The organism is Actinomycetospora termitidis, assembly GCF_030286555.1.
GTDB classification, from domain to species: Bacteria; Actinomycetota; Actinomycetes; order Mycobacteriales; family Pseudonocardiaceae; genus Actinomycetospora; species Actinomycetospora termitidis.
The window spans coordinates 1-25307 of record NZ_JASVWF010000003.1; the positions used below are offsets into that span (position 1 = coordinate 1).

General features: G+C 72.8%; 36 protein-coding genes. 13 read left to right on the forward strand and 23 right to left on the reverse strand.

Features of this window, described 5'->3' with window-relative positions:
• Nucleotides 1-73: 73 nt before the first annotated feature.
• Entirely contained in the window at nucleotides 74-334 is a 261-nt protein-coding gene (locus tag QRT03_RS13405; RefSeq protein ID WP_286053368.1) for a hypothetical protein, read from the reverse strand.
• 41 nt (nucleotides 335-375) lie between these two features.
• On the opposite strand from QRT03_RS13405, the gene QRT03_RS13410 reads away from it, so the two are divergent.
• Nucleotides 376-633, forward strand: a complete 258-nt coding sequence (locus QRT03_RS13410) for a hypothetical protein (RefSeq protein WP_286053369.1) — start codon at nucleotides 376-378, stop codon at nucleotides 631-633.
• A gap of 2 nt (nucleotides 634-635) precedes the next feature.
• On the opposite strand, the gene QRT03_RS13415 is transcribed toward QRT03_RS13410, so the two are convergent.
• From QRT03_RS13415 to gatC, 14 genes are all read right to left on the reverse strand, one after another.
• A complete protein-coding gene (locus QRT03_RS13415) occupies nucleotides 636-923 on the reverse strand; it encodes a gas vesicle protein K (RefSeq protein ID WP_286053370.1) in 288 nt (95 codons plus the stop codon).
• Nucleotides 916-1206: a gas vesicle protein gene (locus QRT03_RS13420; RefSeq protein ID WP_286053372.1), complete on the reverse strand. Its 291-nt coding sequence runs from the start codon at nucleotides 1204-1206 to the stop codon at nucleotides 916-918. The genes QRT03_RS13415 and QRT03_RS13420 overlap by 8 nt, the downstream gene beginning before the upstream one ends.
• Nucleotides 1203-1946, reverse strand: a complete 744-nt coding sequence (locus QRT03_RS13425) for a GvpL/GvpF family gas vesicle protein (RefSeq protein ID WP_286053373.1) — start codon at nucleotides 1944-1946, stop codon at nucleotides 1203-1205. The genes QRT03_RS13420 and QRT03_RS13425 overlap by 4 nt, the downstream gene beginning before the upstream one ends.
• Nucleotides 1943-2338 carry a gas vesicle protein gene (locus QRT03_RS13430; protein WP_425604836.1) on the reverse strand — a complete coding sequence of 132 codons (396 nt, stop codon included), beginning with the start codon at nucleotides 2336-2338 and terminating at the stop codon, nucleotides 1943-1945. Before QRT03_RS13430 ends, QRT03_RS13425 begins: the two co-directional genes overlap by 4 nt.
• A gap of 11 nt (nucleotides 2339-2349) precedes the next feature.
• Nucleotides 2350-3072, reverse strand: a complete 723-nt coding sequence (locus QRT03_RS13435; protein ID WP_286053374.1) for a gas vesicle protein GvpO — start codon at nucleotides 3070-3072, stop codon at nucleotides 2350-2352.
• Nucleotides 3069-3314: a gas vesicle protein GvpG gene (locus QRT03_RS13440; protein WP_286053375.1), complete on the reverse strand. Its 246-nt coding sequence runs from the start codon at nucleotides 3312-3314 to the stop codon at nucleotides 3069-3071. Before QRT03_RS13440 ends, QRT03_RS13435 begins: the two co-directional genes overlap by 4 nt.
• Before the next feature lies 1 nt (nucleotide 3315).
• Nucleotides 3316-4152 (reverse strand): GvpL/GvpF family gas vesicle protein, encoded by an 837-nt coding sequence (locus QRT03_RS13445; RefSeq protein WP_286053376.1) that lies wholly within the window; start codon nucleotides 4150-4152, stop codon nucleotides 3316-3318.
• Nucleotides 4149-4532, reverse strand: a complete 384-nt coding sequence (gene gvpJ, locus QRT03_RS13450) for a gas vesicle protein GvpJ (RefSeq protein ID WP_286053377.1) — start codon at nucleotides 4530-4532, stop codon at nucleotides 4149-4151. The genes QRT03_RS13445 and gvpJ overlap by 4 nt, the downstream gene beginning before the upstream one ends.
• A gap of 66 nt (nucleotides 4533-4598) precedes the next feature.
• The gene (locus QRT03_RS13455; RefSeq protein ID WP_286053379.1) at nucleotides 4599-5852 is read right to left on the reverse strand and encodes an SRPBCC family protein; all 1254 of its coding nucleotides are present in this window, start codon (nucleotides 5850-5852) and stop codon (nucleotides 4599-4601) included.
• Entirely contained in the window at nucleotides 5845-6807 is a 963-nt protein-coding gene (locus tag QRT03_RS13460) for a hypothetical protein (protein ID WP_286053380.1), read from the reverse strand. The genes QRT03_RS13455 and QRT03_RS13460 overlap by 8 nt, the downstream gene beginning before the upstream one ends.
• A gap of 772 nt (nucleotides 6808-7579) precedes the next feature.
• Entirely contained in the window at nucleotides 7580-8137 is a 558-nt protein-coding gene (locus QRT03_RS13465; protein WP_286053381.1) for a hypothetical protein, read from the reverse strand.
• A gap of 306 nt (nucleotides 8138-8443) precedes the next feature.
• Nucleotides 8444-9961, reverse strand: coding sequence for an Asp-tRNA(Asn)/Glu-tRNA(Gln) amidotransferase subunit GatB (gene gatB / locus QRT03_RS13470; RefSeq protein WP_286053382.1), 1518 nt, complete (start codon nucleotides 9959-9961; stop codon nucleotides 8444-8446).
• Complete coding sequence (gene gatA, locus QRT03_RS13475; protein ID WP_286053383.1) at nucleotides 9958-11478, reverse strand: Asp-tRNA(Asn)/Glu-tRNA(Gln) amidotransferase subunit GatA; 1521 nt, start codon at nucleotides 11476-11478, stop codon at nucleotides 9958-9960. Before gatA ends, gatB begins: the two co-directional genes overlap by 4 nt.
• Nucleotides 11475-11771 (reverse strand): Asp-tRNA(Asn)/Glu-tRNA(Gln) amidotransferase subunit GatC, encoded by a 297-nt coding sequence (gene gatC / locus QRT03_RS13480; protein WP_286053384.1) that lies wholly within the window; start codon nucleotides 11769-11771, stop codon nucleotides 11475-11477. Before gatC ends, gatA begins: the two co-directional genes overlap by 4 nt.
• A gap of 306 nt (nucleotides 11772-12077) precedes the next feature.
• On the opposite strand from gatC, the gene QRT03_RS13485 reads away from it, so the two are divergent.
• Complete coding sequence (locus QRT03_RS13485) at nucleotides 12078-12755, forward strand: ACT domain-containing protein (RefSeq protein WP_286053385.1); 678 nt, start codon at nucleotides 12078-12080, stop codon at nucleotides 12753-12755.
• Between the two features lie 52 nt (nucleotides 12756-12807).
• Here QRT03_RS13485 and QRT03_RS13490 read toward each other — a convergent pair whose 3' ends face one another.
• The 3 genes from QRT03_RS13490 to QRT03_RS13500 all read right to left on the reverse strand — a co-directional run bounded on the left by QRT03_RS13490 (nucleotide 12808) and on the right by QRT03_RS13500 (nucleotide 17099).
• Nucleotides 12808-13620: a 3-keto-5-aminohexanoate cleavage protein gene (locus tag QRT03_RS13490; RefSeq protein WP_286053386.1), complete on the reverse strand. Its 813-nt coding sequence runs from the start codon at nucleotides 13618-13620 to the stop codon at nucleotides 12808-12810.
• A gap of 183 nt (nucleotides 13621-13803) precedes the next feature.
• Complete coding sequence (ligA, locus tag QRT03_RS13495; protein WP_286054359.1) at nucleotides 13804-15930, reverse strand: NAD-dependent DNA ligase LigA; 2127 nt, start codon at nucleotides 15928-15930, stop codon at nucleotides 13804-13806.
• Nucleotides 15931-16019: 89 nt separating this feature from the next.
• The gene (locus tag QRT03_RS13500; RefSeq protein WP_425604837.1) at nucleotides 16020-17099 is read right to left on the reverse strand and encodes a uroporphyrinogen decarboxylase/cobalamine-independent methonine synthase family protein; all 1080 of its coding nucleotides are present in this window, start codon (nucleotides 17097-17099) and stop codon (nucleotides 16020-16022) included.
• A 25-nt stretch (nucleotides 17100-17124) separates the two neighbouring features.
• On the opposite strand from QRT03_RS13500, the gene QRT03_RS13505 reads away from it, so the two are divergent.
• From QRT03_RS13505 to QRT03_RS13530, 6 genes are read left to right on the forward strand one after another with little or no spacing between them, the layout of a single operon-like run.
• On the forward strand, nucleotides 17125-17946 hold the full coding sequence (locus tag QRT03_RS13505) for a TSUP family transporter (protein ID WP_286053387.1): 822 nt from the start codon (nucleotides 17125-17127) through the stop codon (nucleotides 17944-17946).
• Between the two features lie 28 nt (nucleotides 17947-17974).
• Nucleotides 17975-18799: a ferredoxin reductase domain-containing protein gene (locus QRT03_RS13510; RefSeq protein WP_286053388.1), complete on the forward strand. Its 825-nt coding sequence runs from the start codon at nucleotides 17975-17977 to the stop codon at nucleotides 18797-18799.
• 10 nt (nucleotides 18800-18809) lie between these two features.
• On the forward strand, nucleotides 18810-19070 hold the full coding sequence (locus tag QRT03_RS13515; protein WP_286053389.1) for a FitA-like ribbon-helix-helix domain-containing protein: 261 nt from the start codon (nucleotides 18810-18812) through the stop codon (nucleotides 19068-19070).
• Complete coding sequence (locus QRT03_RS13520) at nucleotides 19067-19480, forward strand: type II toxin-antitoxin system VapC family toxin (RefSeq protein ID WP_286053390.1); 414 nt, start codon at nucleotides 19067-19069, stop codon at nucleotides 19478-19480. The genes QRT03_RS13515 and QRT03_RS13520 overlap by 4 nt, the downstream gene beginning before the upstream one ends.
• Nucleotides 19477-20121 (forward strand): nucleoside/nucleotide kinase family protein, encoded by a 645-nt coding sequence (locus tag QRT03_RS13525; protein ID WP_286053391.1) that lies wholly within the window; start codon nucleotides 19477-19479, stop codon nucleotides 20119-20121. The genes QRT03_RS13520 and QRT03_RS13525 overlap by 4 nt, the downstream gene beginning before the upstream one ends.
• Nucleotides 20118-21512 (forward strand): ATP-dependent 6-phosphofructokinase, encoded by a 1395-nt coding sequence (locus tag QRT03_RS13530; RefSeq protein WP_286053392.1) that lies wholly within the window; start codon nucleotides 20118-20120, stop codon nucleotides 21510-21512. Before QRT03_RS13525 ends, QRT03_RS13530 begins: the two co-directional genes overlap by 4 nt.
• Here QRT03_RS13530 and QRT03_RS13535 read toward each other — a convergent pair.
• From QRT03_RS13535 to mrf, 3 genes are read right to left on the reverse strand one after another with little or no spacing between them, the layout of a single operon-like run.
• The gene (locus QRT03_RS13535; protein ID WP_286053393.1) at nucleotides 21509-21850 is read right to left on the reverse strand and encodes a hypothetical protein; all 342 of its coding nucleotides are present in this window, start codon (nucleotides 21848-21850) and stop codon (nucleotides 21509-21511) included. The genes QRT03_RS13530 and QRT03_RS13535 overlap by 4 nt on opposite strands.
• Nucleotides 21847-22098, reverse strand: a complete 252-nt coding sequence (locus tag QRT03_RS13540; RefSeq protein WP_286053394.1) for a type B 50S ribosomal protein L31 — start codon at nucleotides 22096-22098, stop codon at nucleotides 21847-21849. Before QRT03_RS13540 ends, QRT03_RS13535 begins: the two co-directional genes overlap by 4 nt.
• On the reverse strand, nucleotides 22095-23330 hold the full coding sequence (gene mrf / locus QRT03_RS13545; RefSeq protein WP_286053395.1) for a ribosome hibernation factor-recruiting GTPase MRF: 1236 nt from the start codon (nucleotides 23328-23330) through the stop codon (nucleotides 22095-22097). Before mrf ends, QRT03_RS13540 begins: the two co-directional genes overlap by 4 nt.
• 62 nt (nucleotides 23331-23392) lie before the next feature.
• Here mrf and rpmG point away from each other — a divergent pair, with 62 nt between their 5' ends.
• The 5 genes from rpmG to QRT03_RS13570 are packed head-to-tail and all read left to right on the forward strand — an operon-like array spanning nucleotide 23393 to nucleotide 24466.
• Entirely contained in the window at nucleotides 23393-23557 is a 165-nt protein-coding gene (gene rpmG, locus QRT03_RS13550; RefSeq protein WP_286053396.1) for a 50S ribosomal protein L33, read from the forward strand.
• The gene (gene rpsR, locus QRT03_RS13555; protein WP_286053397.1) at nucleotides 23557-23796 is read left to right on the forward strand and encodes a 30S ribosomal protein S18; all 240 of its coding nucleotides are present in this window, start codon (nucleotides 23557-23559) and stop codon (nucleotides 23794-23796) included. Before rpmG ends, rpsR begins: the two co-directional genes overlap by 1 nt.
• On the forward strand, nucleotides 23793-24029 hold the full coding sequence (rpmB, locus tag QRT03_RS13560; RefSeq protein WP_286053398.1) for a 50S ribosomal protein L28: 237 nt from the start codon (nucleotides 23793-23795) through the stop codon (nucleotides 24027-24029). Before rpsR ends, rpmB begins: the two co-directional genes overlap by 4 nt.
• Complete coding sequence (gene rpsN, locus QRT03_RS13565) at nucleotides 24029-24334, forward strand: 30S ribosomal protein S14 (protein ID WP_286053399.1); 306 nt, start codon at nucleotides 24029-24031, stop codon at nucleotides 24332-24334. The genes rpmB and rpsN overlap by 1 nt, the downstream gene beginning before the upstream one ends.
• A gap of 9 nt (nucleotides 24335-24343) precedes the next feature.
• Nucleotides 24344-24466 (forward strand): ribosomal protein bL36, encoded by a 123-nt coding sequence (locus QRT03_RS13570; RefSeq protein ID WP_286053400.1) that lies wholly within the window; start codon nucleotides 24344-24346, stop codon nucleotides 24464-24466.
• Here the strand turns inward: QRT03_RS13570 and QRT03_RS13575 are convergent.
• Together QRT03_RS13575 and QRT03_RS13580 are read right to left on the reverse strand one after the other, a co-directional pair.
• Nucleotides 24457-24666, reverse strand: a complete 210-nt coding sequence (locus QRT03_RS13575; protein ID WP_286053401.1) for a hypothetical protein — start codon at nucleotides 24664-24666, stop codon at nucleotides 24457-24459. The two genes, QRT03_RS13570 and QRT03_RS13575, sit on opposite strands and share 10 nt — an antisense overlap.
• Before the next feature lie 53 nt (nucleotides 24667-24719).
• Nucleotides 24720-25073: a PRC-barrel domain-containing protein gene (locus QRT03_RS13580; protein WP_286053402.1), complete on the reverse strand. Its 354-nt coding sequence runs from the start codon at nucleotides 25071-25073 to the stop codon at nucleotides 24720-24722.
• Between the last annotated feature and the right edge of the window lie 234 nt (nucleotides 25074-25307).

Here is a 25307-nt window from a genome sequence, read left to right on the forward strand (position 1 = left end):
CCTTCACCTGGACCAAGACCGCCGAAGAGATCCTGCCCCACGCCACCCGTCAGCGAACTTCAGACGCGCGACACTAGCGGGGTCTCGCCGCCGCCTGGGTCACGTAGCGCTCCACCGCGTCGCGCGCCTCGTAGATCGTCCGGGCGTGGCCGTAGCGGTTCGCGTCGAGCGTGGAGTGCGTCCAGCCGCCGGGCGGCACCCGGGTGCCGAGGGTCAGATACCCGATCTGGCGGTCCCAGAGGATTTCCGACTCGAATCCGCGCGGATCGTCCCAGCGCCACGAGTACCCGTGGTCCTCGGACGACTCGAACACCTCGATACCGTCGATCTCCATGATTTCTTCCTCCCCGTCGAAGTGAATCGTAGAGTCGATGCGTGACCGTCTACGTCTCGATCCCGCAGGTTCCGTTGACCCTCAAGTTCGAGGAGTCGATGGACGAGGTCGCGGCGCACCTGCAGGAGCTCGTCGAGGGCGCGAAGGTGCACCGCTACCACCTCGACAACGGAGCGATGGTGCTCGTGGCCTGGGGCGTTATCCAGGCGCTCACCATCAACGAGGGTCCGCGGACGCTGGAGCTCGACGAACTCAACCGGGGGTTGAGGGCGTCGGTGCAGACGATCGCGGACGGCTGACATCAGCGGTCCCGCGGCAGCAGCGACCCCAGCGGACCGAGATCGAGATTCAGGTCCGCCGGGGTCAGCCCGAACTGCTCGGTCAATTCGTCCATGGCATCGGACAGGTGCATGAGCGCGGTCCCGAGTTCCTCCTCCTGCTGCTCGGTGAGATCCTCGCTCTCGACCCGCCGAATGGCCTGACGTTCCATCAACTGGCGGAGCAGTTCGACGATCGTCAGGACCAGTTTCATGAGGTCCCGCCGGACCGCGTCCTTGTCGATCTCGATCCGGTTCGCGTCGTCAGCCATCGCGCACCCGCCCGGACTCCACCCGCTCGGACTCCACCCGCTCGGACTCCACCCGCTCGGACTCCACCCGCTCGGCCGGCACGGCCAGGGGCACGGTCGGCTCCGCGGGCGTGATCGAGGTGATCAGCGCTCGCAGCGACACGCGGACGAGGTCGACCCCTGCCAGGGAGATCGTCAGGTCGCCGGTGAGCACGACCCCGCCCGCGAGGAGCCGGTCGAGCAGGTCGACCAGCGCCACCTCGCGGTCCCCGAAGAGCGAGGTCTCGCGTGACTGGACGGTCACGTGGCACCCCCGGCGAAGGAGTACGGCACCCACGGGCCGGTGAGCTCGAGGTCCAGCCGACGGTCCTCGGCGAGCCGTCCGACCAGGGCACGGAGGTCGTCCGCGGCCGACCGGTCCACGAGGTAGGCGCCGTTGAGCACCATCCGCTCGGACCGCCCGGTCAACGACCGGTCCTGCGGCGCGTGCCGACGCGCCGCGACGGCGAGGTCCGCGAGGGCGGCGTCGATCTCGTCGGCGACCCGCTCGGCCTCGGTGACCGCGGCGTCGCCCTCGCGCAGCGCCGTCCGGCGGGCGCGCAGGTACGCCGCGCCCGACGTGGGCCGCTCCGGACCGGACCCGGAACCGGACGCCGAGGACGGCCGCATGAACGCCTTGACACCCCACTCGTCGCGGTCGGTGATCCGGTCGAGCACCGCGGTGAACGCCTCGTGGCCCTCGCGCAGCACCGCGCGGACCCGGTCGTCGTCGAGGTAGACGGTGGCCAGCGCCAACGGGGCGATCGCGTGCTCGCGCCCGGCCGCCTCCACCACCCCGTGGTGGGCGCGCGCGACCGTCGCGAGCCACGCCAGGTCCTCGCGGTGCTCGTCGAGGTCCTCGAACGCCTCCCGCTCGACGTCGGAGACGATCGCCTGCAGCCCCGCCTCCCCGACCAGCCGCAACGCGCCGCCGCCGACCCCACCCGACCCGACGTCGGGAATCTCGGACAGGTCGCGGCCGACGGCGTAGAGGTAGGTGATCATCCGTCGTCCTCCTCCTGCGCCACCGGCTTGCGACGACGGCGGGCCGGCGCCCTGGTCTGCGCCTGCTCGAGGGCCGCGATCCGCTCGCGCAACCGCTCGTTCTCCTCCTCCAGCTCGCCGCGACCGGCGGAGAGCGTCGGATCGCGCTCCCACCAGTCGATCCCCATCTCCTTCGCCCGGTCGACGGAGGCGACGACGAGGCGGAGCTTGATGGTCAGGAGCTCGATGTCGAGCAGGTTGATCTGGATGTCCCCCGCGATGACGATGCCCTTGTCGAGCACGCGCTCCAGGATGTCCGCGAGGTCGGTGCCCCCCGGTTGCCGCACGGTCTCCGGACCCTGGCGGCCACCGGCCTGGGGCATCGAGCCCGTCCACCGGACCGGCTCGTTCATGCAGCCTCCTCTCAGTCCTCGTCGCCGCGGCCGCGGGTGTACCGCGACACGCGGCGGTAGCCGACGAGCTCCCCGTCGGCGTCCATCTCGACCTCGTAGATGGCGAGCAGATCCGTGGAGTCCGGGATGCGGCGGCTCTCGACGACCTCCAGCCCGACCGTCCAGCCGTCCTCCTCACGGCGCACGGACGTGACGCTCTCGGACTCCTTGCCGGTCATCTCCATGACCTGCTCGGCGGCCCACCGGGCCACGACACGCGTCGGGACCTTCTTCGGCCGCTGCGGCTCGGGCTCCGGCTCGGGCTCCGACTCGTCCTCGACGTCGTCGAACTCGTCCTCGTCGTCCTCGAACTCGTCCTCGTCGTCGACGAACTCGTCCTCGTCCTCGTCGCCGTCCTCGAGGTCCTCGTCGAGGTCGTCCTCGGGTTCCGGCTCCGGTTCGGGTTCCCGACGACGGCGGCGCGGACGCTCCTGGTCCGTCGGCGCCGGCTCCGGTTCCGGCTCCCGACGACGACGGCGCGGGCGCTCCTGATCCGTCGGCGGTTCCGGTTCCGGCTCCGGTCGACGGCGACGCCGGGGTCGTTCCTGGTCCGTCGGTGACTCGGCCCCGTTCTCCGACCGGCGCCGACGCGGCCGCTCACCACCCGCCGAGGAGTCCGTGGCCCGTCGCGTCCGGCGGCGGTCGGACTCCTCGAGCGGGCTGCGGCGACGGCGGGGGCGTTCGGTCCCGCTCACGTACCACCGCCCCCGGGCTCACGTCCGGTCAGCCGGGCCAGCAGGACGTCCTGCTGGGCGTCGCGCTCCTCCTCGGTGATCTCGCCGCGCTCGAAGGCGTTGTCGAGATCGTCGATCTGCGCGCGGATGACCCCCGGGTCGTTCAGCCGGTGGTCGACCTGCTCCTCGATCCGCTCGGCCACCCACACCACACCGCGCACCGGGGCGAGCGGCAGCAGGAGGAGTTCGGTGAAGAGCCCCACCTCAGCCCCCGTCCCCGGCCGCGCCCGGCTGCGTGTCGCCGTCGGGGACGTCGTACTCCGGCAGGAAGTCGAAACACGCCGTCGGCCCGAACAACCGCAGGTCGACGCGCCCGGACCACTCGTCCCCGAGGTCGTCCACGGCCCGCTCGAAGTCGGTCCGGTGATCGCGCCGGATGAGGAACGCGACGTGGACCGCTCCGGTCTCGCCGCTCACCTCCTTGACCACCGTCGCGACGGCGTACCGCCCGAGGGCGTCCACCACGGCCTGGGCGTCAGCCGCGCGAATGGCGTCCATGGCCTGGGAGACGGCCTCGCCGAGCTTGACGCGGTCGTAGTACGAGGCGTCCTCGTCCATTCCGCTGATCCGCTCGCGCAGATCCCGGATCGACGGGTTCTCCTCGACGATCCGCGTCAGCACCACGTCCTGCTCGTAGTCCCCGCGCAACGAGAACTGCACGAGCTCGGCCATGTCCTCGAGCGCCCGGGAGAAGTACTCCCGGTGCGGGTCCAGCAGTTCCGCACGCACCGCGTCGTCGTCGGTCAGGACCGCGCCGAACCGCATCGGCAGCACGGCGGCGTCGGCCGCGATCGCGTTGAGCACGCGTTCGTGGGCGAGCAGGTGCTGACGGGTCCCGAGCGGCCGGTCGACCGCGACGTCGCTGATGACGGCCGCGAGCGGACCCGAGCTGACCAGGCCCAGCCCGGACTCCCCGCTCTCGCTGCCGGTGTCGACGGCCTCGAGGTCCTCGGGGATGCGCTGCCCGGAGCGCAGGATGCCGTACACGTAGGAGCCGATGCGCTCCCCTCCGGAGTCCTGCTCCGGAGCCTCGGCGCTCACTGCTCCTGCTTCCGGCTCGAACGACGCTCGTCGCGGAGCTCGTCCCACTTCTCCTTGCCGGCGTCGAGGACCCCCTTGGTCTTCCCCTTGGCGCCGCCCTTCATGGTGTTCTCGGTGAGCCCACCCATGAACTCGCCGAGGTCCTTGCCGCCCTTGGCGTGCAGGTCGAGACGGTTGGTCGCCTCGGCGAACCGCAGGTAGGTGTCGACGCTCGCCACCACGATGCGGGCGTCGATCGTGATGAGCTCGATCCCGACGAGCGAGACCTTGACGAACGCGTCGATCACCAGGCCCTTGTCCAGGATCAGATCCAGGACCTCGGCCAGGCCACCCTGCGGGGCCTTCTGCACCCCACCGCCCTGTCGTTGGCTGACGGTCACGTTGCCTCCTTGCACCACCTGGTCCGTGACCCGGGCGCGCTGCTGCACCCGGAGGGGCGTCGGGGATCAGGCCGGGGTCGGCTCCCGGCGGCCCCGGCGGCGGCGCGGCCTGCTGTCCCGGTCCGCGCCCTCCTCGTCGTCCGCGACGTCGTCCAGCTCGTCGTCCGGCTCGTCGTCGGCGAGATCCTCGTCGTCGGCGACGTCCTCGAGGTCGTCGTCGGCGAGCTCGTCGTCCGCGAGCTCGTCGTCGAGGTCGTCCTCGTCGGCCGCGAGCTCCTCGTCGGCCAGTTCGTCGTCGTCGAGCTCCTCGTCGGAGGGCTCGTCGGAGAACTCGTCGTCGTAGACGTCCTCGCCGTCGTAGTCCTCGTCCTCCTCCTCGGCGGCGCGCTCCTCCTCGAGGGCCTCCTCGTGGGTCTTGACGACCTCGCTGTCGCGAATCTCGCCGCGCCAGCCCTCGATCTGGTCGCGATTCACGAGGGAATCCATCATCACGTAGCGGCAGAAATGCTTGAACTCCAGGCGCGCCCGGCGCCCGACCGCCCGCCAGATGTTCCCGGTCTTCTCGAAGAATCCCTGCGGGTAGTACTCCATGATGAGCACGATCCGCGTCAGGTTCGGCGCGAGCTCACTGAAGGTGACGATTCCGTCCGCGCGACCCTTCTGCCCCGACGAGGTCCAGAGGATGTGCGAGTCGGGAATCTGTTCGACGATCGTCGTCTCCCAGGACCGCTTCGACCAGAAGACCTTGGCGTGCCACGTGACCTTCTCGTCCGAGGACTGGTCGACGTTCTCGACCTTCTTCATGAAGCTCGGGAAATCGGCGAACTGCGTCCACTGGTCGTAGGCCAGACGCAGCGGGACCCCGACGTCCTGGGCCTCGAAGATGTTCATGAACTTGAACTTGCCGCGGGCCCCTGCGGCCCCACCGCCGCCCGAACCGCCGGAGCCGCCCTCGCCGTCGTCGTCCCCGTCGTCGTCCGAGCCCCCGAGCCCGGGGATGACGTTGCCGAGCGCGCCGGTGACCCGGTCCTTGAGTGCCCCGGCCCCGGCGCTGAGGGCGCCCTTGATCGGGCTCTCGCCCTGGAGGGCGGAGGCGCCTCCGCCGAGCGCGCTGGTCAACCCGACCCCGCCGTTCTCCGCGACGTCGGACAGCCGATCGGCCAGTCCCTCCACCTGGGTCAGCGCGGCCTCGCCGAGCTTGCCGACGAGCCGGGTCACCAGGGTCTGGGCCGCCTCCTTCAGCCGGTCGGTCGGCAGGGCATCGGCGATCGAACCGGGCGCGCTCGTCCCGTTCGTCGTGTTCGTCGCGGTCTCAGTCATCGCTTCCCCTCGACCGTCGGGTCGACGAGGCGGCGGCGCCCGATCGCGAGCGGCCACCCCCCGACGAGGTCCGGGACGTCCGCCCCGAGGAGGCCGACCGCCCGTTGCTCGACGACCCCGACTTCGCGGAGCCCGCCTTGGTGGAGCCCGACTTGGCGGAGCCGGACCTGCTGCCCGACGAGCCGGCCTTCGTGCTCGTCCGCACCGCGGGCTTGCCCGAGGAACCGGCACCACCCGACGGGGCACGGCGGGCGCGCCGCGGCCGTTCCTGGTCCGTGACGGGACCGTCCGACGCGGCGGCCTCGTCCGGCTCGTCCGTGTCCTCCTGCGCCACCTCGACGGAGCCGGCGTCCGCGTCCTCCGCGTCCTCGGTGTCGTCGATGTCCCCATCGACGACATCGTCGACGGCGTCCTCGTCGAGCACCTCGTCGTCGGCCGGCGCCTCCTCGACCGTCTCGGGCTGCTCCTCGGCGGCGTTCTTGCGGCGGCGGCCCAGCCCCTTGCGTGCGGACCCCGCGACCCCGCCGACGGCCTTGCCGGTCTTCCCCACGGTGTCCCCGACGGCCCCTCCGGCCTCGGTCACCGTGTCACCGACGGCGCCACCCGCCTGCCCGGCCGCCTGCCCCGCGGCCTGGGCGGCGCCCGCGGCCGGCTTGCCGAGGTTCTCGACCCGGTCCACGAGGCTGTCGGTCAGGGACTCCATGCGGGACGAGGCGGCGGCCATCACCGCCTCCCGGCCGACCTCGAGCAGCCGGCCCCGCACCGCCGTGTCGAGCCGCTGGAGCTCGGGCGACGAGTCCACGAGCTTCGACGCGGCCGCGAGCAGCTGCGTGGGATCGGTGGGGAGCTTCTTCCCGACGAGGGCCCCGCCCAGCATGATCGCGAGCTTCATCTTCTTGGTCCGCCCGAGCAGATAACCGCCCACCACGGCGAGGACCAATTTCGCGCCACCCATCAGCACATACCCCGCATTCCCCTAGGGCGCGTGGGCACGACACCTCGCGCGTCGTCGACTTTCTTCCCGGACACTTGCGGCCTCCAAACGTCACCGGCCGAATCTCTGGATCATTCCGATCCGAGCCGGAGGGGCGGACCATACAAGTCGTGATCCATTGAGGCGACACCGGCGGCCGCGATCGGAGAATGTTCGGCCGTTCAGCCCTGGACCCGCCCTGGTAAACCATCCGGTGAATGCGCACTGATCCACAGCGAATGCACGAGAAATGCCGAGCAATTGGCTCCGCGACAGTTCGCAGAAGAATCCTCGCGCTGGACCTGCTGCATCGTCGCGGTTGGTCCGAACACGGAGCACGATCATGTCTCGGACCGGCAACGTCTTCCACGTGGCGAGAGAGTGGCCCAGATCACTAGAGCATGCGGGCCAGACGACGACGCGTGACGGCCGTCCCGTCGGTGCGCCGTCCGCGCCAACCGACTGCGGCCGTTCCCCGAGGTGACCGAGTGGTCACGGCGCGAGACCACGACCCGGCGGCGACCCCCGGACATGCCACGGCCCCGTGGTCCCACCCGGGGCAGCGGGAGGGAGCACGGGGCCGTGGTGCGGGGAGCGGACGAGCGGGAGGGGATGCCCCGCCGACCGGGTCGGAGTCGGTCGGGAGGGGCGCGTCCCGCGTTCGCCGCGGTGGTGCCGGACGGGGAGTTCCGGCACCGCCCCGCGTCGTTCGAGCCGGTCGGGGAGGGCCGGCGGACGCGGGGAGGCGTGCGGGTTACGAGAAGGAGAGCACGCTCGGCAGGCCGGCGGGGGCGGCCTTCGCGGCCCAGTGCTGCACGTCGGCCTTGCCGTTGGAGACGGCGTGCTGCACGTCGTCGCCCATCAGGCCGACCTGCTCCCGCGCCTCGTCGGCGGTCAGGCCGTCCTTCACCGCGGCGGTCCAGTTGTGCTGGGCGTGCGCGATGTCGTTCTTGGCGTTGTCGCCGGCGTGGCCGAGGTCCTTGACCATGTCCGCGACCGGCAGCTCCGGCAGCGACTCCGCGCTCGGCGCCGACTTCTTCAGCGACTCCGAGACGTCCTTCGCGTGGTGCTGCAGCTTCTCGCCGTGACCCTTGACCGAGTCGGCGCTGATCTTCTCGGTGCTGACCTTCTTCGAGGCGTCCGAGACCTTGTGCGCGCCCTCGGTGACCTGGTGCGCCACCTCGTGACCCATGGACTGGGGCGACGGCGCCTCGTGCGCGAACGCCATGGAGGCGGTGCCTCCGGCGACCGCCATGACGGCGGCGGCCGTGAAGGCGCCCCGTCCGGCGATGCGAGCGGCCTGGGACGCCACGTGGGGAGCGTGGGGAGCGAGATGAGCGCCCATGCGGAAGGCCTCCTCCTATCGGTGTCTACAGATACGACCTGTCGGCGGATCAAGCACTGATCCGACCGGAGCCTCGGCTACGAGCCGTTCTCCAAGGACTCCAACGGGTGAGCACCGTGTTGGTTACGGATCGGTCACGACGCGTCGAGAAAGGTCGTCCTCGTCACTCTGGGCGACCGGGGGCCACGATCAGTGATCATCTTCGGACACACGAACGGCACTCTCGCTGCATCTACGTGCGCGAGAGTGCCGTTCGTTCGGGAGGGGGGTGGGTCAGGCCCCGGCGGCCACCCGCTCCAGCACCAGCGACTGCACGCGGGCCGCGTCGGCCTGCCCCCGGGTCGCCTTCATGACCGCGCCCACGATCGCGCCGGCGGCCTTCGTCTTGCCCGCCCGGATCTTCTCCGCGACGGCGGGCTGCGCGGCCAGGGCCTCGTCGACCGCGGCCGTCAGGGCCGAGTCGTCGCTCACGACGGCGAGCCCGCGGCCGGCGACGACCTCGTCGGGCGTCCCCTCCCCCGCCAGCACGCCGTCGACGACCTGGCGAGCGAGCTTGTTGGTGAGCGTGCCCTCGGCCACCAACGCGATCACCCGCGCGACGTCCGTGGGCGTGATCGCGAGCTCCGCGAGCTCCACGCCCGCCGTGTTGGCCTGCTGGGTCAGGTAGGACACCCACCACGACCGGGCCGATTCCGCCGGTGCCCCCGCCTCGACGGTGTCCGCGACGAGGTCGAGTGCGCCCGCGTTGACCAGGTCGCGCAGCTCCTCGTCGGAGAGGCCCCAGTCGGTCTGGATGCGGGCCCGGCGTTCCCACGGCCGCTCCGGCAACCCGGCGCGCAGCTCCTCCACCCAGGCGGCCGACGGCTCGATCGGCACCAGGTCGGGCTCCGGGAAGAAGCGGTAGTCGGCGAAGGTCTCCTTCGGGCGCCCGGCGGAGGTGGTGCCGGACTGCTCGTCGAAGTGCCGGGTCTCCTGGGTGATCGTGCCGCCGGAGAGCAGGACGCCGGCGTGGCGGCCCATCTCGTAGCGGACCGCCCGCTCGACCGAGCGCAGCGAGTTGACGTTCTTGGTCTCGGTGCGGGTGCCGAACTCGGTCGTGCCCTTCGGCATCAGCGAGACGTTCGCATCGCAGCGCATCGAGCCCTGGTCCATGCGGACGTCGGAGACGCCCAGGCCCTGGACCACGTCGCGCAGGGCCGAGACGTAGGCCCGCGCGATCTCCGGGGCGCGCGTCCCCGCCCCGAGGATCGGCTTCGTGACGATCTCGATGAGGGGCACGCCCGCCCGGTTGTAGTCGAGCAGGGAGTACGAGGCGCCGTGGATGCGGCCCGTCGCCCCGCCCATGTGCAGCGACTTGCCGGTGTCCTCCTCCATGTGCGCCCGCTCGATCTCCACCCGCCACGTCGTCCCGTCGTCGAGGGGCACGTCGAGGTACCCGTCGAAGACGATCGGGTCGTCGTACTGGGAGATCTGGAAGTTCTTCGGCATGTCCGGGTAGAAGTAGTTCTTCCGGGCGAAGCCGCTGCGCTCGCGCACCTGACAGTTCAGCGCCAGGCCGATCTTGACGGCGCCCTCGACCGCGCGGCCGTTGACCCGCGGCAGCGAGCCCGGCAGCCCCAGGCACACCGGGCAGACGTTCGTGTTCGGCTCGGCGCCGAACTCGTTGCGGCAGCCGCAGAACATCTTCGTCGCGGTGTTGAGCTCCACGTGCACCTCGAGCCCCATCACGGGGTCGAAGCGCTCGCAGACCTCCTCGACGGTGTAGGGCGCCGCGTCGACGGTGCTGGTCATGCGTTCTCCAACACAGCTGGGTCCGGGATGGTGGAGGCGAAGGGGGTTCCCGACGACGTGTCCCGGGCCAGTTCGTAGGCGGCCGCGACCCGGTAGGCGCGGTCGTCGGCGAGGGCGGGGGCCATGACCTGCAGCCCCACCGGCATCCCGTCGTCGGCGGAGAGACCGCACGGCACCGAGAGCCCGGCGTTGCCGGCGAGGTTGGTCGGGATCGTGCACAGGTCGGCGAGGTACATCGCGACGGGGTCGTCGACGCGGTCGCCGATCGGGAACGCCGTCGTCGGGACCGTCGGGGAGACGAGCACGTCGCAGTCCTCGAACGCGGCCGCGAAGTCCCGCACGATCAGCGTCCGGGCCTTCTGCGCCTTGCCGTAGAGCGCGTCGTACGAGCCCGCCGACAGGGCGTGGGTCCCGATCATGATGCGGCGCTTCACCTCGGGCCCGAAGCCCGCCTCCCGGGTCAGCGACATGACCTGGTCGGTCGAGTGCGACCCGTCGTCGCCGACCCGCAGGCCGTAGCGCATCGCGTCGAAGCGGGCGAGGTTCGACGACGCCTCGCTCGGCGCGATGATGTAGTACGCCGGCATCGCGGCGGTGAACGACGGGCACGAGACCTCGACGACCTCCGCGCCCAGGTCGGTCAGCACCCGCACCGCGTCGGTGAACGCCGCGAGCACACCGGGCTGGTAGCCCTCGCCGGACAGCTCCGTGACGACACCGACCCGCACCCCGGCGAGGTCCCCGCGGGCGCCCGCCAGCGCGGCCTCCACGACCGGCGGCAGCGGCGCGGCGATCGAGGTCTGGTCGGCCGGATCGTGCCCGCCGACGACCTCGTGGAGCATCGCGGCGTCGAGCACGCTGCGCCCGAACGTGCCGATCTGGTCCAGCGAGGAGGAGAAGGCGACCAGGCCGTAGCGGGACACCGTGCCGTAGGTCGGCTTCACCCCGACGAGGCCGGTGAAGGCACCGGGCTGCCGGATCGACCCGCCGGTGTCCGAGCCGAGCGCGAGCGGCGCCTCGCCCGCGGCGGTCGCAGCGGCGGACCCGCCGCTCGAGCCGCCGGGCACCCGCGAGGCGTCCCACGGGTTGCGCACCGCACCGAAGGCGGAGTTCTCGTTCGACCCGCCCATGGCGAACTCGTCGAGGTTGGTCTTGCCCAGCGGCACGAGTCCGGCCTCGCGCAGGCGGGTCACCACGGTGGCGTCGTAGGGCGGACGCCAGCCCTCGAGGATGCGTGAGGCGCAGGTGGTGGGCATGTCGGCGGTCGCGATGTTGTCCTTGACCGCGACCGGCACGCCGGCCAGCGGGCCGCGGATCGTGCCGGCGGCGATCTCCTCGTCGATCGCGGCGGCGGCGGCGAGCGCGCCCTCGGCGTCGACGTGCAGGAACGCGTTGAGCGAGCCGTCGACGGCCTCGATGCGGGCCAGGTGCGCGCGGGTGACCTCGACCGAGGACACCTCGCGGGCCTGCACCCGGCGGGCGATCTCGGCGGCGGACAGGCGGGTCAGCTCGGTCACTGCGACTCCCCCAGGATGCGCGGCACGCGGAAGCGGCCCTCCTCGGCCTCGGGCGCGCCGGCCAACGCGGCCTCGCGGGGCAGGCTCGGCGCGGGCTCGTCGGGGCGCAGCACGTTGGTCAACGGGGCGACGTGGCTGGTCGGCGGCACGTCGTCGGGGATCTCGGAGACGCGACCCACGGTGTCGAGGATCGCGTCGAGCTGGCCGGAGAACACGTCGAGCTCGTCGTCGGTGACGGCCAGGCGGGCCAGGCGGGCCAGGTGCGCGACGTCGGAGCGCGTGATGTCGGACATGATCCTCCGTGTCGGGGGACGGACTCGGGTTCCGTCCCCTCGGAACTCCCGCACGCGGGTGCGGGCCGTACCGATCCATCCTAGGCGTCGGACGGATCCGCCCTCGACGAGGTTTGACGGCGCCGGCCGATGGCCATCTCCCGCCCGGACGTGCCGCGGCCCACCCCGTGCCGCACGGCACCGGCCCCCGCGACCCACCCCGTCGCCCGCGGGCCGCCCGACTGGCACACTCGCCGCGCCCGACGACGACGTCCGCCGGGCTCGTCGGCGTGCGCGGGAATCGCGAGGAGACAGGACGGAGGCGACGTGACCTACCTGCTGCGCGTGGTGCTCCCCGACCGGCCGGGCACGCTCGGCGCGGTCGCGTCGGCCCTCGGGGTCGAGGGAGCGGACATCCTCAGCGTGGACGTGGTCGAGCGTCACCAGGGACAGGCGGTGGACGACCTCGTCGTCGACCTGCCCTCGGCCCGCCCACCCGATGTCCTGATCACGGCGGCGGAGTCGGTGCGCGACGTGGTCGTCGAGTCGGTCCGCCCGTTCTTCGGACCGCTGGACACGGCCCGGGAGCTGGAGCTGGTGGAGAGCGTGGCCGCGGCCCCCGACGACGGGCTCTCGTTGCTGGTCGACGCGGTCCCGCGGATCTTCCGGTCCGCCTGGGCGCTCGTGGTGGAGGCGTCGAGCGGCGACGTCTGGAGCGACGGCGGCACCCGGGTCCGCCGGGTCGCGGCCAGCTCCGCGGCCCCCGAGACCGAGGCCGAGACCCTCCCGTGGCTCCCGCTCGTCAAGGCGACGGTGCTCGACCCGGCGGCCGGGCACACGGTCCCCCAGGCGTGGACCGACCTCGACACCGAGCTCGCGGCGGCCCCGCTGGGGCGTTCGGACCGAGCCGTGGTGGCGGGCCGTCCCGGCGGTCCCGGCTTCCGGCCGTCCGAGCTGGCGCGCCTGTCGCACCTGGCGGGGATCGTCGCGACGATGACGGGCTGAGCCGGCGCCGTCGGTCGTCGGCGGTGTGGTCGGCGGTGGTCGGCGGCAGGGATCAGCGGCGGCTGTCGGGGCGGCCGCGCAGACCGAACCCGCCGAAGTTCGACCCCCACCCGGACCGGCGGCGCTCCGCGAGTCGGGGGCTCACCGCCTGGCCGAGGGCGTAGCGCACCAGCTCCTCGTTGCCCGTCGCCAGCCACGTGCCGTCCGGACCCTTGAGCGTGTCCTCGAAGCCGATGCGGGTGTCGAGGTTGTTGCGCCGGGCGTAGTCGAGGACCGGCCAGGCGCCGCCCTCCTCGCCGTGCAGCAGGATCGGCACCTGCATCGGGCCGAGGGCCTTGAGGATCCGCACCGCTTCGGCGACCGCGGTGTCCGGGTCGGTGACCGTGACCTCGGCGAGCACCCGCACGGTGCCGCTCGGGACACCGGCCTGCTTGAGCTGCACGGCGTCGCCGGTGGTCCACACGCCCAGCTCGATCCCGATGCCCACCGAGTCCAGCGCCTCGCACACGATCTCCCAGCCGCGCTCGTGCACGTTGACCGAGGCGACGTCGGGCCGGGCGTGGTGGGGCAGGCGGGCCCACTGCTGCACCAGTTCGGTGCGTTTGAACGGGTTCGGCTCGACCCAGCGGGCCGTGGTGACCCCGATCTCCATCGACGGCGCGGCCTGCCGGATCGCCGACACGACGGCCCCGATCGGGCCCGGGTCGAGGCTCTCCTGGCCGTCCACGTCCCGCGGGTGGACGTGGAAGCTGGTGACGCCGAGCGCGGCGACCGCGCGGGCGTCCCGGGCCAGATGGCGCGGTGTCATCGGCACGGCGGGGTAGACGTCGGCGGGGCGGGCACCGTTCGGGCAGCACTGCAGCACGTCGGTGTCACCTCCCCTCGTCCCGTCGCGCGGACGGCCCCGCGGCGTCGACTGCGTACAGTCTTCAACCTCCCGGGTGTCGACGGCAACGTCTGCACGTGCGTCTGCACGCTTTTCCGACGATGCCACCCGTCCGCCACAGGTGCGGTCACTCTGTGCCGCAGCCCGAGTGTGACCTCCGACCTACTCCTGGTCCCCCTCCGACCCGGCGTCGTCCTCCCCGGCCGGCTGCGCCACCTCGCGGGCGGCGTCGGGCCCCCGGTCGAGCAGAACGCGGAAGCCGTCCTCGTCCAGGATCGGCACCTTCGCCGCGACCGCCTTGTCGTACTTCGACCCGGGCTCGTTCCCGACGACCACGAACGCCGTCTTCTTCGACACCGAGCTCGCCGCCCGGCCGCCCCGCGCGAGGATCGCCTCCTTGGCCTCGTCCCGGGAGAACTCCGGCAGCGACCCGGTGACGACGATCGAGAGGCCCTCCAGGGTGCGCGGCACGGACTCGTCGGCCTCCTCGGCCAGATCGACCCCCGCGGCGCGCCACTTCTCGACGACCTCGCGGTGCCAGTCCACCGAGAACCACTCGCGCACCGCCGTGGCGATCGTCGGGCCGACGCCGTCGACCGCGGCCAGCTCCTCCTCGCTCGCGGCGTCGATCGCCTCGACCGACCGGAAGTGCCGCGCGAGCGCCTGCGCGGCGGTCGGTCCGACGTGCCGGATCGACAGCCCGACGAGGACCTTCCACAACGGCCGGTGCTTCGCGGTCTCGAGGTTGGCGAGCAGCTTGCGGCCGTTCGCCGACAGGTTCCCGGCCTTCGTGCGGAACAGCGGCACCTGCTCGAGCTGGTCCTCGCTCAGCGCGAACACGTCGCCCTCGTCGTGCAGCACGCCCGACTGCAGCAGGGCCGTGGCCGCCTCGTAGCCGAGCACCTCGATGTCGAAGGCCCCGCGACCGGCCACGTGGAACAGCCGCTCCCGCAGCTGGGCGGGACAGGACCGGGAGTTCGGGCACCGGAGGTCCTTGTCGCCCTCGCGCATCTGCCGCAGCTCCGTGCCGCACTCGGGGCAGTGCGTCGGCATGACGAACGGCCGCTCGCTGCCGTCGCGGGCGTCGACCACCGGGCCGAGGACCTCGGGGATGACGTCGCCCGCCTTGCGGATGATCACGCGGTCGCCGATCAGGACGCCCTTGCGCTCGACCTCGCCCGCGTTGTGCAGCGTGGCCAGCGAGACCGTCGACCCCGCGACCAGCACCGGGTCCATCTCCGCGAACGGCGTGACGCGCCCGGTCCGCCCGACGTTGACGCTGATGTTGCGCAGCGTCGTGGTCGCCTGTTCGGGCGGGTACTTGTACGCGATCGCCCAGCGCGGCGCGCGCGACGTGGATCCGAGGCGCCGTTGCAGCGCGACGTCGTCCACCTTGACCACCACGCCGTCGATCTCGTGCTCGGCGTCGTGCCGGTGCTCGCCCCAGTAGCGGGTGTGCTCGATGACCGCGTCGACCCCGTGCAGCACCCGGGTGTGCGTGGACACCGGGAGCCCCCAGGCGGCCAGGGCGTCGTAGGCCTGGGACTGCCGCTCCGGGGTGAACCCGCGGCGCTTGCCCAGCCCGTGGCAGATGAGCCGCAGCGGGCGGGTGGCCGTGACCCGCGGGTCCTTCTGGCGGAGGCTGCCGGCCGCGGAGTTGCGCGGGTTGGCGAACGGCTGCTTCCCCGCCGCGACCAGCCCGGCGTTGAGCTCCTCGAAGTCCCCCACGCGGAAGAAGACCTCGCCGCGCACCTCCATCAGCTCGGGCACCGGGAACTCGTCGGTGCCGGTGAGCTCGGTAGGCACGTCGGCCAGCGTGCGCATGTTCAGCGTGATGTCCTCGCCGGTGCGCCCGTCGCCCCGGGTGAGCGCCCGCGTCAGGTGGCCGTTCTCGTAGAGCAGGTTGCACGCGAGCCCGTCGATCTTCAGCTCGCACAGGTACTGCAGCTCGTCCTGCGGGAAGTCGAGCTCGCGCTGCACCCGCAGCACCCACTCGCGCAGTTCCTCGGGCTCGAACGCGTTGTCCAGCGACAGCATCCGCTCGAGGTGGTCCACCGCGACGAAGTCGGTGGAGAACCCGCCGCCGACCCGCTGCGTGGGGCTGGACGGGGTGACGAGCGCGGGGTACTGCTCCTCGAGGCCCTGCAGCTCACCGAACAGCTCGTCGAACTCGCCGTCGGTGACGATCGGCGAGTCGAGCACGTAGTAGCGGAACTGGTGGTCCGCGACGAGCTCGGCCAGCTCCTTGTGCCGCGCCAGGACGTCGGCCGGCGCGTCCGGGGCGGTCATCTCGGGGGTCTCGCTGGTCACGGGCCCGAGAGTAGCCGCGGGGTCCGACAATCACGCCCGATCGCGGGCGGGCCTCGCCGGTCCGGGTGTCACCAGGACGACGGCGGGTCGGCGAAGGCCGCCGCCAGCTCCACCGTGCGCGCCAGCGCGGTGCGCGTCCACGCCGGGGTGGCTCCCGCGAGCCCGCACGCGGGCGTGACCACCGTCCGGTCGGCGAGCCGGGCGCGGTCGAAGCCGAGCCGGTCGGCGAGGTCGAGCGCCGGCCGCGCGAGGGCCGCGAGCTCCGGGGCCGGGCCCTCCGCGAGCGTGGGCACCAGCCCCAGCCACAGCTCCGTCGGGCCGTCCCACAGCTCGCCGAGGGCGTCCAGCACCGCGGGGGCACGGTCCAGGGCGAGCAGGTCGACCGCCATGCCGTCCACACCGGTCGCCCCGAGCAGCGCCAGCGGCGGCGTCGGGTGGCAGCAGTGCGCCACGACGCCCACCGCGCCCGCGTCCCGGGCCGCCTCCACCAGCACCGCGAGCCCGGACCGCGCCTCGGCGCCGGGCACCGCGCGCACGGTGCCGTACCCGCTCGGGGTCGGCAGTGACCCGGCGAGGACCGCGGGCAGCGTCGGCTCGTCGATCTGGACGACGACGCCCGCGCCGGTCCGGCGGGCGAGCTCGGCGACGTGGCCGCGCAGGCCCTCGGCGAGGCTCTCGGTGAACTCGGCGACCGCCCCGCGGTCGGTGAGCACGCGGTTGCCGCTGCGCAGCTCGACCCCGGCGCACAGCGTCCAGGGCCCCGCGACCTGCGTCTTCACCCGCCTCGGCGCGGCGCCGGTCTCGCCGATCGTCGTGTCGAGCGCGTCGACGTCGCGGCCCAGCAGGTCGACCCCACGCCGGTGCTGACCGCCCGGCCGTTGGGCCACGCGGTAGCCCGAGGGCCGCACCTCCACCGCCAGGTCGATCAGCAGCGCCGCGGCCCGGCCGACCATGTCGGCCCCGACCCCGCGGTCGGGCAGCTCGGCGACGTGCGGGAACGACGGCAGCTCCCCGACCACCACGCGCGCGGCCTCGTGGTGGTCGACACCGGGCAGCGACCCGATCCCGGTGGCACGCTCCTCGGGGCGCAGGGGCTCGGCCGGGTCCGGCACCGACCCGTCGTCGGGAAGACCGGGAAGATCGCTCACGCGACCAGGTGTACCAGGGAGGACCGTGCCGGACCGCAACGGACGACTGCTCGGCATCGGAGCGCTGAGCGGGGTCGTGGGTGGGCTGCTCGGCGGCGGGAACGGGGTCCTGACGGTGCCCGCGCTGGCGCACTACACGCGCCTGTCCCGACCCGCGGTGCACGGCACCTCCACGCTCGCCGCGGCCTCGGTGTGCGCGGTCGGCGCCCTGGTCTACTGGCTCGTCGGCGGCACGATCGACCTGCGGGCCGGGGCCGGGATGCTCGTCGGCGGGATGATCGGCGGGTTCTACGGCGCGAAGCTCGTCGCGCGGGCGTCCGAGACCCTGCTGCGGGTCCTGCTGATCGCGATCCTCGTGCTGACGGCCACGAAGCTCTACCTCGACGCGGCAGGGCTCGACCCCGTCTCCGACGGCGCCGTCGTGCCCGCCGACCTGCTCGCGACGTGGTGGTTCGTGGTGCCGCTGTCGGTGGTGGTGGGCGTCCTCGTCGGCGCGTGGGCGGGTGCGATGGGGCTCGGCGGCGGGCTGCTCGCGGTGCCGGCGCTGGTGCTGCTGTTCGGGGTCGACCTGCACACCGCGGCCGGGACGTCGTTGCTGGTGTTCCTGCCGAACTGCCTGGTGGGCGGCCTGTCCCACTGGCGGCAGGGCACGGCCGACCTGCGGATCGCGAACCTCGTCGGGCTCGCCGCGGCCCCCGGCGCGGCCGCGGGCGCGCTGCTGGCGCTCGCGCTGGGCAACGTGGTGCTGGGCGTCGTCTTCGGCACCTTCGCCGCGGTCATGGCGCTGCGGGAGATCGTGCAGCTGGTGCGGCGGCAGCGTCGTCGTCCCGGTCCCGACGCCGGGTGAAGCCCGGCCTGGCACCCTGGAGCGCGCGATGCTCCACCTCGACGAAGCCACGTGGCGTGCCCGCGAGCGGGCGCACGCCGAGCGCGCCGACGCGCTGACCGCCGCGCACCGGGCGCGGCGGGCACGTCACGAGTCGCACCCCGTCGAGGACTTCCTCTACACCTACTACCCGACGCGGCCGAACCGGTTGCGGGTCTGGCACCCCGGCCCGGGCGTGACGCTGATCGACAGCGACCGGTCGGGCTGGAGGCACTACTCCCCCGACGGCAGCCACGTCGACCCGACGAGCATCCGACCCGCGACCGTCGCCTTCGTCCGCGGCCTGCTCACCGCCACCGCCTCCCGTGCGCCGCACCTCGGCTGCTTCGGGCTGCACGAGTGGGCCATGGTCTACCGGGCGGACGCCACGCGGCACGCGGTCCCGCTACGGCTCGGCGGCGCGGGCACGGACGCCGTGGTGGAACAGCACCGGCTCCGCTGCACGCACTTCGACGCCTACCGGTTCTTCACCGACGAGGCCGCGCCCCGCAACGTCGAGACCCCGACGCGCGAGCGCCAGGTCGAGCTCGAGCAGCCGGGCTGCCTGCACGCGACCATGGACCTCTACAAGTGGGCGACGAAGCTCGGCCCGCTCGTCCCGGGCGAGCTGCTGCTGGACTGCTTCGAGCTCGCCCGCGACGTCCGCGTGCTCGACATGCGGGCCTCGCCCTACGACCTCGCCGACCACGGGTACGAGCCCGTCCCCATCGAGACGGCCGCGGGGAAGGCGACGTACGCGGAGGCCCAGCAGGAGTTCGCGGTCCGCGGCGCCGGTCTGCGCGAACACCTCCTGGACGTCCTGCGCGATTGCTAGCATTGCTGGCATGGCCACCATCACCGTGCGGGATCTCGACGACGAGGTGCGCTCCCGCCTGCGCGTCCGCGCCGCCGAGAACGGGCGGTCCATGGAGGCCGAGGTCCGGGCCATCCTCGAGGCGGCGGTCCGCCCGTCGCGCACGGAACGACGACGGGCCGGCCTGGAGAGAGCGCGCGCACTGGCTGCAGAGGTCGGCGGGTTCGACGACGTCTTCGCGAACATCCCGCCGCGTGCGGACTACCCGCGCGAGAGTCCGTTCGACCGGTGATCGTCGTCGACACGAACGTCCTCTCCGACCTCACGAAGCCGAACCGCAGCGACGGGCTGGAGAGCTGGTTCGCCACGGAGCCCGAGGTCGTCGTCGTGTCCGCGGTGACACTGGCGGAGATCGACATGGGCATCGCGATCATGCCGGCGGGAGCCCGTCGCGAGATGACGGCGTTCGCGATGCGCGCGATCGTCGACGACAGCCTCGAGGGCGTGGTCATCCCGTTCGATCGGGCGGCGGCCGAGCAGTACGGGCCCGTCGTCGCCGCCCGCCGGGCTGCCGGTCGGCCGATCTCGATCGCCGACGCCCAGATCGCCGCCATCTGCCGGGCGCGCGGAGCCACGCTGGCCACCCGGAACGTCCGGGACTTCGAGCACACCGGCATCACCGTGTTCGACCCGTCGTCGTGAGCCTCGAGGAGCTCGTCGCGCGGGCGCGGCGGCTCGTGAACCCCGATCGTCGAGCCCTGCTCGGCATCGCCGGCGCACCCGGCGCCGGCAAGACGACGCTCGCGCTCGCGCTCGTCGAGGCGCTCGGGTCCGAGGCGGTGCACGTCCCGATGGACGGGTTCCACCTGGCCGACGTCGAGCTGGACCGGCTGGGCCGCCGGGCGCGCAAGGGCGCGCCGGACACCTTCGACGCCGACGGGTACGCCACGCTGCTCGGCCAGCTGCGCGAGCCTTCGTCCGGAACGGTCTACGCGCCCGCCTTCGACCGCGAGATCGAGCAACCCATCGCTGGATCGATTCCGGTAACCTCCTCCTGCCGGCTGGTCGTCAGCGAGGGGAACTACCTCCTCGTCGACGATCCGGCGTGGCGGGCCGTACGCGCCCGGTTCGACGAGGTGTGGTTCCACGAGACCGACGAGGTCGCGCGGCGCGAACGCCTCGTCGGGCGCCACGTACGGTTCGGCAAGACCCGCGACGAGGCCGTCGCGTGGGTCGAGGCCATCGACGAGCCGAATGCGCGGCTGATCGAGGCCACCCGCTCGCGCGCCGACCTGACGACGGCGTGGGAGGGGCCGACGCGACGGGAGGACCAGGTCGGATGACGGCAACAGGGGACGACGCGGGCCTGGCGGCCGAGATCAAGCCCGGCGACCTCGACATCGAGACCCTCGGCCCGGCGCGGATCAGCTCGCCGCTCTCGCCGTTGCTCGACGCCAGCCGGGGCACGACGGAGCACTACGTCGACTCCGGGGACCGCGTGCTGCTCGACGACACCGCGGCCGGGATCGCCCGCCGCGGGGCCTCGCTCGAGGACCTCCCGGGCCTCGAGCCCTGCGGGCCCCGTCGCCAGATCTACTTCGACCCCTCGAAGACCCGCGCGGGCATCGTCACCTGTGGCGGCCTGTGTCCGGGCCTCAACGACGTCATCGCCGGCCTCGTCCGCACCCTGACCTACCACTACGGCGTCCGGCGGGTCGTCGGCTTCCGCAACGGCTACCGCGGCTTCGTCTCGGCCTACGGCCACGACGTCGTCGAGCTGACCCCGGAGTCGGTCCGCGACTCCCCGGTCGACGGCGGCACGTTCCTCGGCACCTCCCGCGGCCCGCAGGACCCCGAGGAGATCGTCGACTGCCTCGAGCAGATGCACCTCAACGTGCTGTTCGTGATCGGCGGCGACGGCACGATGCGCGGCGCGATGGAGATCGCCCGGGTGATCCGTGAACGGGGACTCCGGATCGCGGTCGTCGGGATCCCGAAGACCATCGACAACGACATCCCGTTCATCGACCAGAGCTTCGGTTTCCAGACGGCGTTCGCCGAGGCCAGCGACGCGATCCGCTCCATGACGGTCGAGGCCAAGTCGACCCCGGGCGGCGTCGGGCTGGTGAAGCTCATGGGGCGGCACTCCGGGTTCATCGCCTGCTACGCGTCCCTGGTGCGCTCGGACGCCGACGCGGTGCTGATCCCGGAGGTGCCCTTCGAGCTCGACGGCGAGACCGGACTGTTGGAACACCTGCGCCGCCGGGTGTCCACGCGCGGGAACGCCGTGGTCGTCGTCGCCGAGGGCGCGGGCCAGGACCTGCTCGACCCGATCGGCCGCACCGACGCGTCGGGCAACTCGAGGCTCGCCGACGTCGGACCGTGGCTCAAGGAGCGCATCGAGGACCACTTCGCGACGGCGGGCACGGAGACCTCGGTCCGCTACGTCGACCCGAGCTACCTGATCCGCAGCGTCCCCGCGAACCCCTACGACAGCGTCTACACGGTCCGGCTCTCCCATGCCGCGGTGCACGCCGCCATGTCCGGTCGGACCGCCATGGTGGTCGGGCGGGTGCGGCGCCGCTTCGTGCACATCCCGATGTCGCTCGCCGTCAGCCGCCGCAACCAGGTCGACCCGCACGGCGACCTCTGGATGGCCGTGCTGGAGTCGACCGGCCAGCCGTGGCGCTTCGGCGAGGACTCCGGCGCGCCGACCGGGGCGCCGCACGCCTAACCGGTGAGCAGCCCCGCCACCAGGTGCGACGGGGCGGGCGCCGGCGCGCCGGCCCGTAGCCACGCGCAGCACTCGGCCACGTCGGCCGGTTCGTGGAGCGGGCCGACCACGAGCGCCGGGCCGACCGGACGGCGATGGGTGTCGCAGGGCTGCACCAGCACGGTCGCGCCCGCCGACGTCGTTGCCGTGGAACAGCCCTGCAGGCACCCCGAACGCACGAGCACGCCGTGCGGCGTCGCCCGGATCGCGGCGCGGAGCTCGTCGTCGCAGTCGTGCGGTGCGGCGGCGGCGTGCGGGCAGGCCTCCACCCCGCAGGCGACCACGGTGACGCCGTTCATCGCCGGCCGTACCGCTGGTTGAACTTCTCGATCCGGCCGCCCCGCTCGATCGGCCGGGCCGTGCCGGTCCAGATCGGGTGCGACGACGAGGAGATCTCGACGTCGAGTACGGGGTACGTCTTTCCGTCGGTCCAGGTGATCGTGGGCAGCGTCCGCGTACCGACGACGGTGGACCGCGTCAGGAACGTGTCGCCGCTGGTCTGGTCCCGCACGACGACCGGTCCGTAGGTGGGGTGGATGTCCTTCATGCCTGCTCTCCTCGGTTCTCCACGGGGACCGCGGGCCCCTCCAGTTCGTCGCACGGATCGGTGTGGCTGAGGCCGAACGGGTCGGGGAACGCGCGCCAGGCGTCCTCGCCGAGGGCGAGCTCGTCGTCAGTCAGCAGCGCCAGGTCGAGGGCGGCCACGACGTCCGCGGGCTCGGCGTCGTGGAGCAGCACGACGAGCTGCTGCTCGCGATCACCCCAGCGCTCGTCCCAGCGCAGTGAGGCCGACGCGCGGCGCACCTCGTCGACGTCGTCCCACGCGAGCGAGTCCGCCAGCCACCGGCCCGCCATCCCGATCTGCAGCCCGCCACCGGCGGACTCGATCCACAGCGCGTGCTCCGGCCGGGACGCCACCCACACCCGTCCACGGACCCGCACCGTGCCGGTGAGCAGGACGTCGAACGCCTCGTGCAGGCGCTGTGGGTGGAACGGGCGTCGCAGACCCACGTGCAGCAGCGACACCCCGACGTCGCGGGTCAGCGGCGGCTGACCGCGCAGCAGCGGGCCGTGCGGGTCGTCCGGGACGCCGCACCGGGTGTCGGGGTGCAGCTCGGCGAGCACGGGGGTGACGTCCGGGATCGCGTCCACGCCGGCGGCGTCCAGCCGGCGGGCCTGCGGAGCGAGCCGCGCGAGGACGGCGTCACGCCGGACCCGCTCCCACGGCTCGGGCCCTCCCACGACGACCAGCACGTCCGCGAACTCCGCGTGGCCCACCACGATCTGCGCGACGGTGCGGTCGTCGTCCTCGGTGAGGGCCAGGCCGCGGTCGGCGAGGGCGTCGTCGGACCCGGCGTCGTCGAGCCAGCGCTCGCCGTCGAGGACGGCGACGACCCCGACGAGGTCGAGGGCCTCCGTCACCGGCCCGTTCCCGCCGTCCGGGACGACGTGCGCGAGCGCCTCGCAGACCGGCTCGGGCTCCATCCCCGGGTCCAGCAGCAGCACGACGCGCCCGACCCCGTCGTCGTCGGCCAGCTCCAGCAGCAGCGGCAGCAGGTCCTCGCGCAGGGTGCAGGAGACGCAGCCGTGCGCGAGTTCGAGGGCCGTCGTCGTCCAGCGGCCCTCGCGGTGCACCGCGCGCGTGACGACGCCCTCACCGAGTCGTCGCAGGTCGTGCGCCACGAGCACGGTGCGCGGGTTCGCCGTCGCCACCGCCTCTCCGGTGGCGAGCACGGCGTCGCGGTCGACCCCGCACACGATCACCAACGGGTCCGGCATCAGGGAATCCTCCTCGGTCGGCTAACGTTAACGATAATCGATACCAACACGGAGGAGGAGAGATGGCCCGCAACGAGATCCGGCCGATCGTCAAGATGCGCTCGACAGCCGGCACGGGGACGACGTACGTCACCCGGAAGAACCGGCGCAACGACCCCGACCGGCTCGTGCTCCGCAAGTACGACCCGCAGGTCCGCCGCCACGTCGACTTCCGCGAGGAGCGCTGATGGCCTCCGCGCGGGTCCCACGGCCCGCGCGGAGGAAGGCGAACCCGCTGCACCAGCGCGGTCTGACCTCGGTCGACTGGAAGGACACGACGCTGCTGCGGACGTTCGTCTCGGACCGCGGCAAGATCCGTTCCCGGCGGGTCACCGGGCTGACCGGGCAGCAGCAGCGTCAGGTCGCGTCGGCGATCAAGACCGCCCGCGAAATGGCCCTGCTCCCCTACACGTCCACCGCCCGATGAGCCGGCGCTGCCAGGTGACCGGGCGCGCCCCGTCGTCGGGGAAGAACGTCTCGCACTCGCACGTGCGCACCAACCGCTGGTTCCGGGTCAACGTGCAGTCGAGGCGGTTCTGGCTGCCCTCGGAGAAGCGGTGGGTGCGGCTGCGACTGTCGCCGAAGGGGATCCGGACGGTCGACCGGGCCGGGATCGAGGCGGTCGTGGCACGGCTGCGCGCGGCCGGGGAGAGGGTCTGATGGCGAAGCGGAGCAAGATCGTCAAGAACGAGCGTCGCAAGGAGACCGTCGCCCGGTTCGCGGCCCGCCGGGCGGAGCTGAAGGAGATCGTGCGGCACCCGTCGTCGTCCGACGACGCGCGCGCGGCCGCCGTCGCGGAGCTGGCCCGCCAGCCCCGGGACGCGAGTGCCACGCGGGTGCGCAACCGGGACGCGGTCGACGGGCGGCCGCGCGGCCACCTGCGGGCGTTCGGCCTGTCGCGCGTCCGTCTCCGCGAGTACGCCCACGCCGGCTACCTGCCGGGCGTGACGAAGTCGAGTTGGTGAGGGAGCGCGATGAAGGTCCGTGCGTCGCTGAGGGCGTTCAAGCAGAAGCCGGGCTCGGTCGTGGTGCGCCGCCACGGCAGGACACTGGTGATCAACAAGAAGAACCCGAAGTGGAAGGCCCGTCAGGGCTGATCGGTGACCCGCAGCAGGAGGGCGACGAAGGCGTCGGCCTGCAGTCGCCCTCCGCTGCGGGGCTCCGCTCCCCGGGCCTCGTCGTCGGCCCGCAGCTCGTCGGACACCCGGGCGAGCGCGCGGAGCAGGGATTCGGCGAGTTCCGGGGCGATGTCGCCGGTGAGCTCGAGATCGCCGTCGTCGCGACGCCGGGTGCGCACGCTCGCGAGCGCCTCGCGCAACGTGGCGCGGGGCTCGCCGGCGACGTCGTCCGTCAGCGCCGTGCCAGCCGCCGCCCGGTGCCCGGGGTGAGCGGGATGCCGTAGTGCTCGAAGATCGCGGGCTCGTCGGAGGCGGGCAGCTCGCCGTCGGTGTCGATCGACGGGGCGTCCTTGGCGAGGTCCTTGTCCACCGTGACCTTGACGTGGTCCGGGTGGACCGTCGCCCCGTGCAGCGGCACGAAGACGAGACGCTTGCCCGAGAAGATCCCGGTCGTCACGGTGACGAAGGCGGGCTCGTCGGTGGCGGTGTCGTAGTACACCGCCTCGAGGTCACCGATCTTCGACCCGCTCGGGTCGACGACCTTCTTGCCCAGCCAGTCGCGGATGTTCTCGGCCTCGAAGCCCATGGGCGCCGATCATAGGGCGCTTCCTTCCCGACGACGGGTCGGCGCGCTCCGACGCCCTCGGCTCCCTTGTCGCGGCGAATCACAACGACAAGCGACCTGGGCTCCCTTGTCGCGGGCAATCGCACCTCCCCCGACACCCTGTCGCTGGGAATCACAACGACAAGGCGGCGCCGCACCGGCAACTCCCCGCGACAAGGTGCACCGCGCGCCGGTGGGCGCGGACTTCAGTGGCGA

What these genes read in the sequence shown, in the direction of transcription:
- ligA (WP_286054359.1), bottom strand. Translation starts at nt 15,930, where the DNA reads ATGACCGCCCCGGACGCGCCGGCCGACGTCCTGGCGCGGCACAAGGAG.
- QRT03_RS13570 (WP_286053400.1), top strand. Translation starts at nt 24,344, where the DNA reads ATGAAGGTCCGTGCGTCGCTGAGGGCGTTCAAGCAGAAGCCGGGCTCG.
- rpmB (WP_286053398.1), top strand. Translation starts at nt 23,793, where the DNA reads ATGAGCCGGCGCTGCCAGGTGACCGGGCGCGCCCCGTCGTCGGGGAAG.
- QRT03_RS13540 (WP_286053394.1), bottom strand. Translation starts at nt 22,098, where the DNA reads ATGAAGGACATCCACCCCACCTACGGACCGGTCGTCGTGCGGGACCAG.
- mrf (WP_286053395.1), bottom strand. Translation starts at nt 23,330, where the DNA reads ATGCCGGACCCGTTGGTGATCGTGTGCGGGGTCGACCGCGACGCCGTG.
- QRT03_RS13535 (WP_286053393.1), bottom strand. Translation starts at nt 21,850, where the DNA reads ATGAACGGCGTCACCGTGGTCGCCTGCGGGGTGGAGGCCTGCCCGCAC.
- QRT03_RS13405 (WP_286053368.1), bottom strand. Translation starts at nt 334, where the DNA reads ATGGAGATCGACGGTATCGAGGTGTTCGAGTCGTCCGAGGACCACGGG.
- rpsR (WP_286053397.1), top strand. Translation starts at nt 23,557, where the DNA reads ATGGCCTCCGCGCGGGTCCCACGGCCCGCGCGGAGGAAGGCGAACCCG.
- QRT03_RS13430 (WP_425604836.1), bottom strand. Translation starts at nt 2,338, where the DNA reads ATGAACGAGCCGGTCCGGTGGACGGGCTCGATGCCCCAGGCCGGTGGC.
- gatC (WP_286053384.1), bottom strand. Translation starts at nt 11,771, where the DNA reads ATGTCCGACATCACGCGCTCCGACGTCGCGCACCTGGCCCGCCTGGCC.
- QRT03_RS13455 (WP_286053379.1), bottom strand. Translation starts at nt 5,852, where the DNA reads ATGACTGAGACCGCGACGAACACGACGAACGGGACGAGCGCGCCCGGT.
- QRT03_RS13425 (WP_286053373.1), bottom strand. Translation starts at nt 1,946, where the DNA reads ATGATCACCTACCTCTACGCCGTCGGCCGCGACCTGTCCGAGATTCCC.
- QRT03_RS13510 (WP_286053388.1), top strand. Translation starts at nt 17,975, where the DNA reads ATGCTCCACCTCGACGAAGCCACGTGGCGTGCCCGCGAGCGGGCGCAC.
- QRT03_RS13460 (WP_286053380.1), bottom strand. Translation starts at nt 6,807, where the DNA reads ATGGGTGGCGCGAAATTGGTCCTCGCCGTGGTGGGCGGTTATCTGCTC.
- QRT03_RS13530 (WP_286053392.1), top strand. Translation starts at nt 20,118, where the DNA reads ATGACGGCAACAGGGGACGACGCGGGCCTGGCGGCCGAGATCAAGCCC.
- QRT03_RS13415 (WP_286053370.1), bottom strand. Translation starts at nt 923, where the DNA reads ATGGCTGACGACGCGAACCGGATCGAGATCGACAAGGACGCGGTCCGG.
- rpsN (WP_286053399.1), top strand. Translation starts at nt 24,029, where the DNA reads ATGGCGAAGCGGAGCAAGATCGTCAAGAACGAGCGTCGCAAGGAGACC.
- gatB (WP_286053382.1), bottom strand. Translation starts at nt 9,961, where the DNA reads ATGACCAGCACCGTCGACGCGGCGCCCTACACCGTCGAGGAGGTCTGC.
- QRT03_RS13580 (WP_286053402.1), bottom strand. Translation starts at nt 25,073, where the DNA reads ATGGGCTTCGAGGCCGAGAACATCCGCGACTGGCTGGGCAAGAAGGTC.
- rpmG (WP_286053396.1), top strand. Translation starts at nt 23,393, where the DNA reads ATGGCCCGCAACGAGATCCGGCCGATCGTCAAGATGCGCTCGACAGCC.
- QRT03_RS13515 (WP_286053389.1), top strand. Translation starts at nt 18,810, where the DNA reads ATGGCCACCATCACCGTGCGGGATCTCGACGACGAGGTGCGCTCCCGC.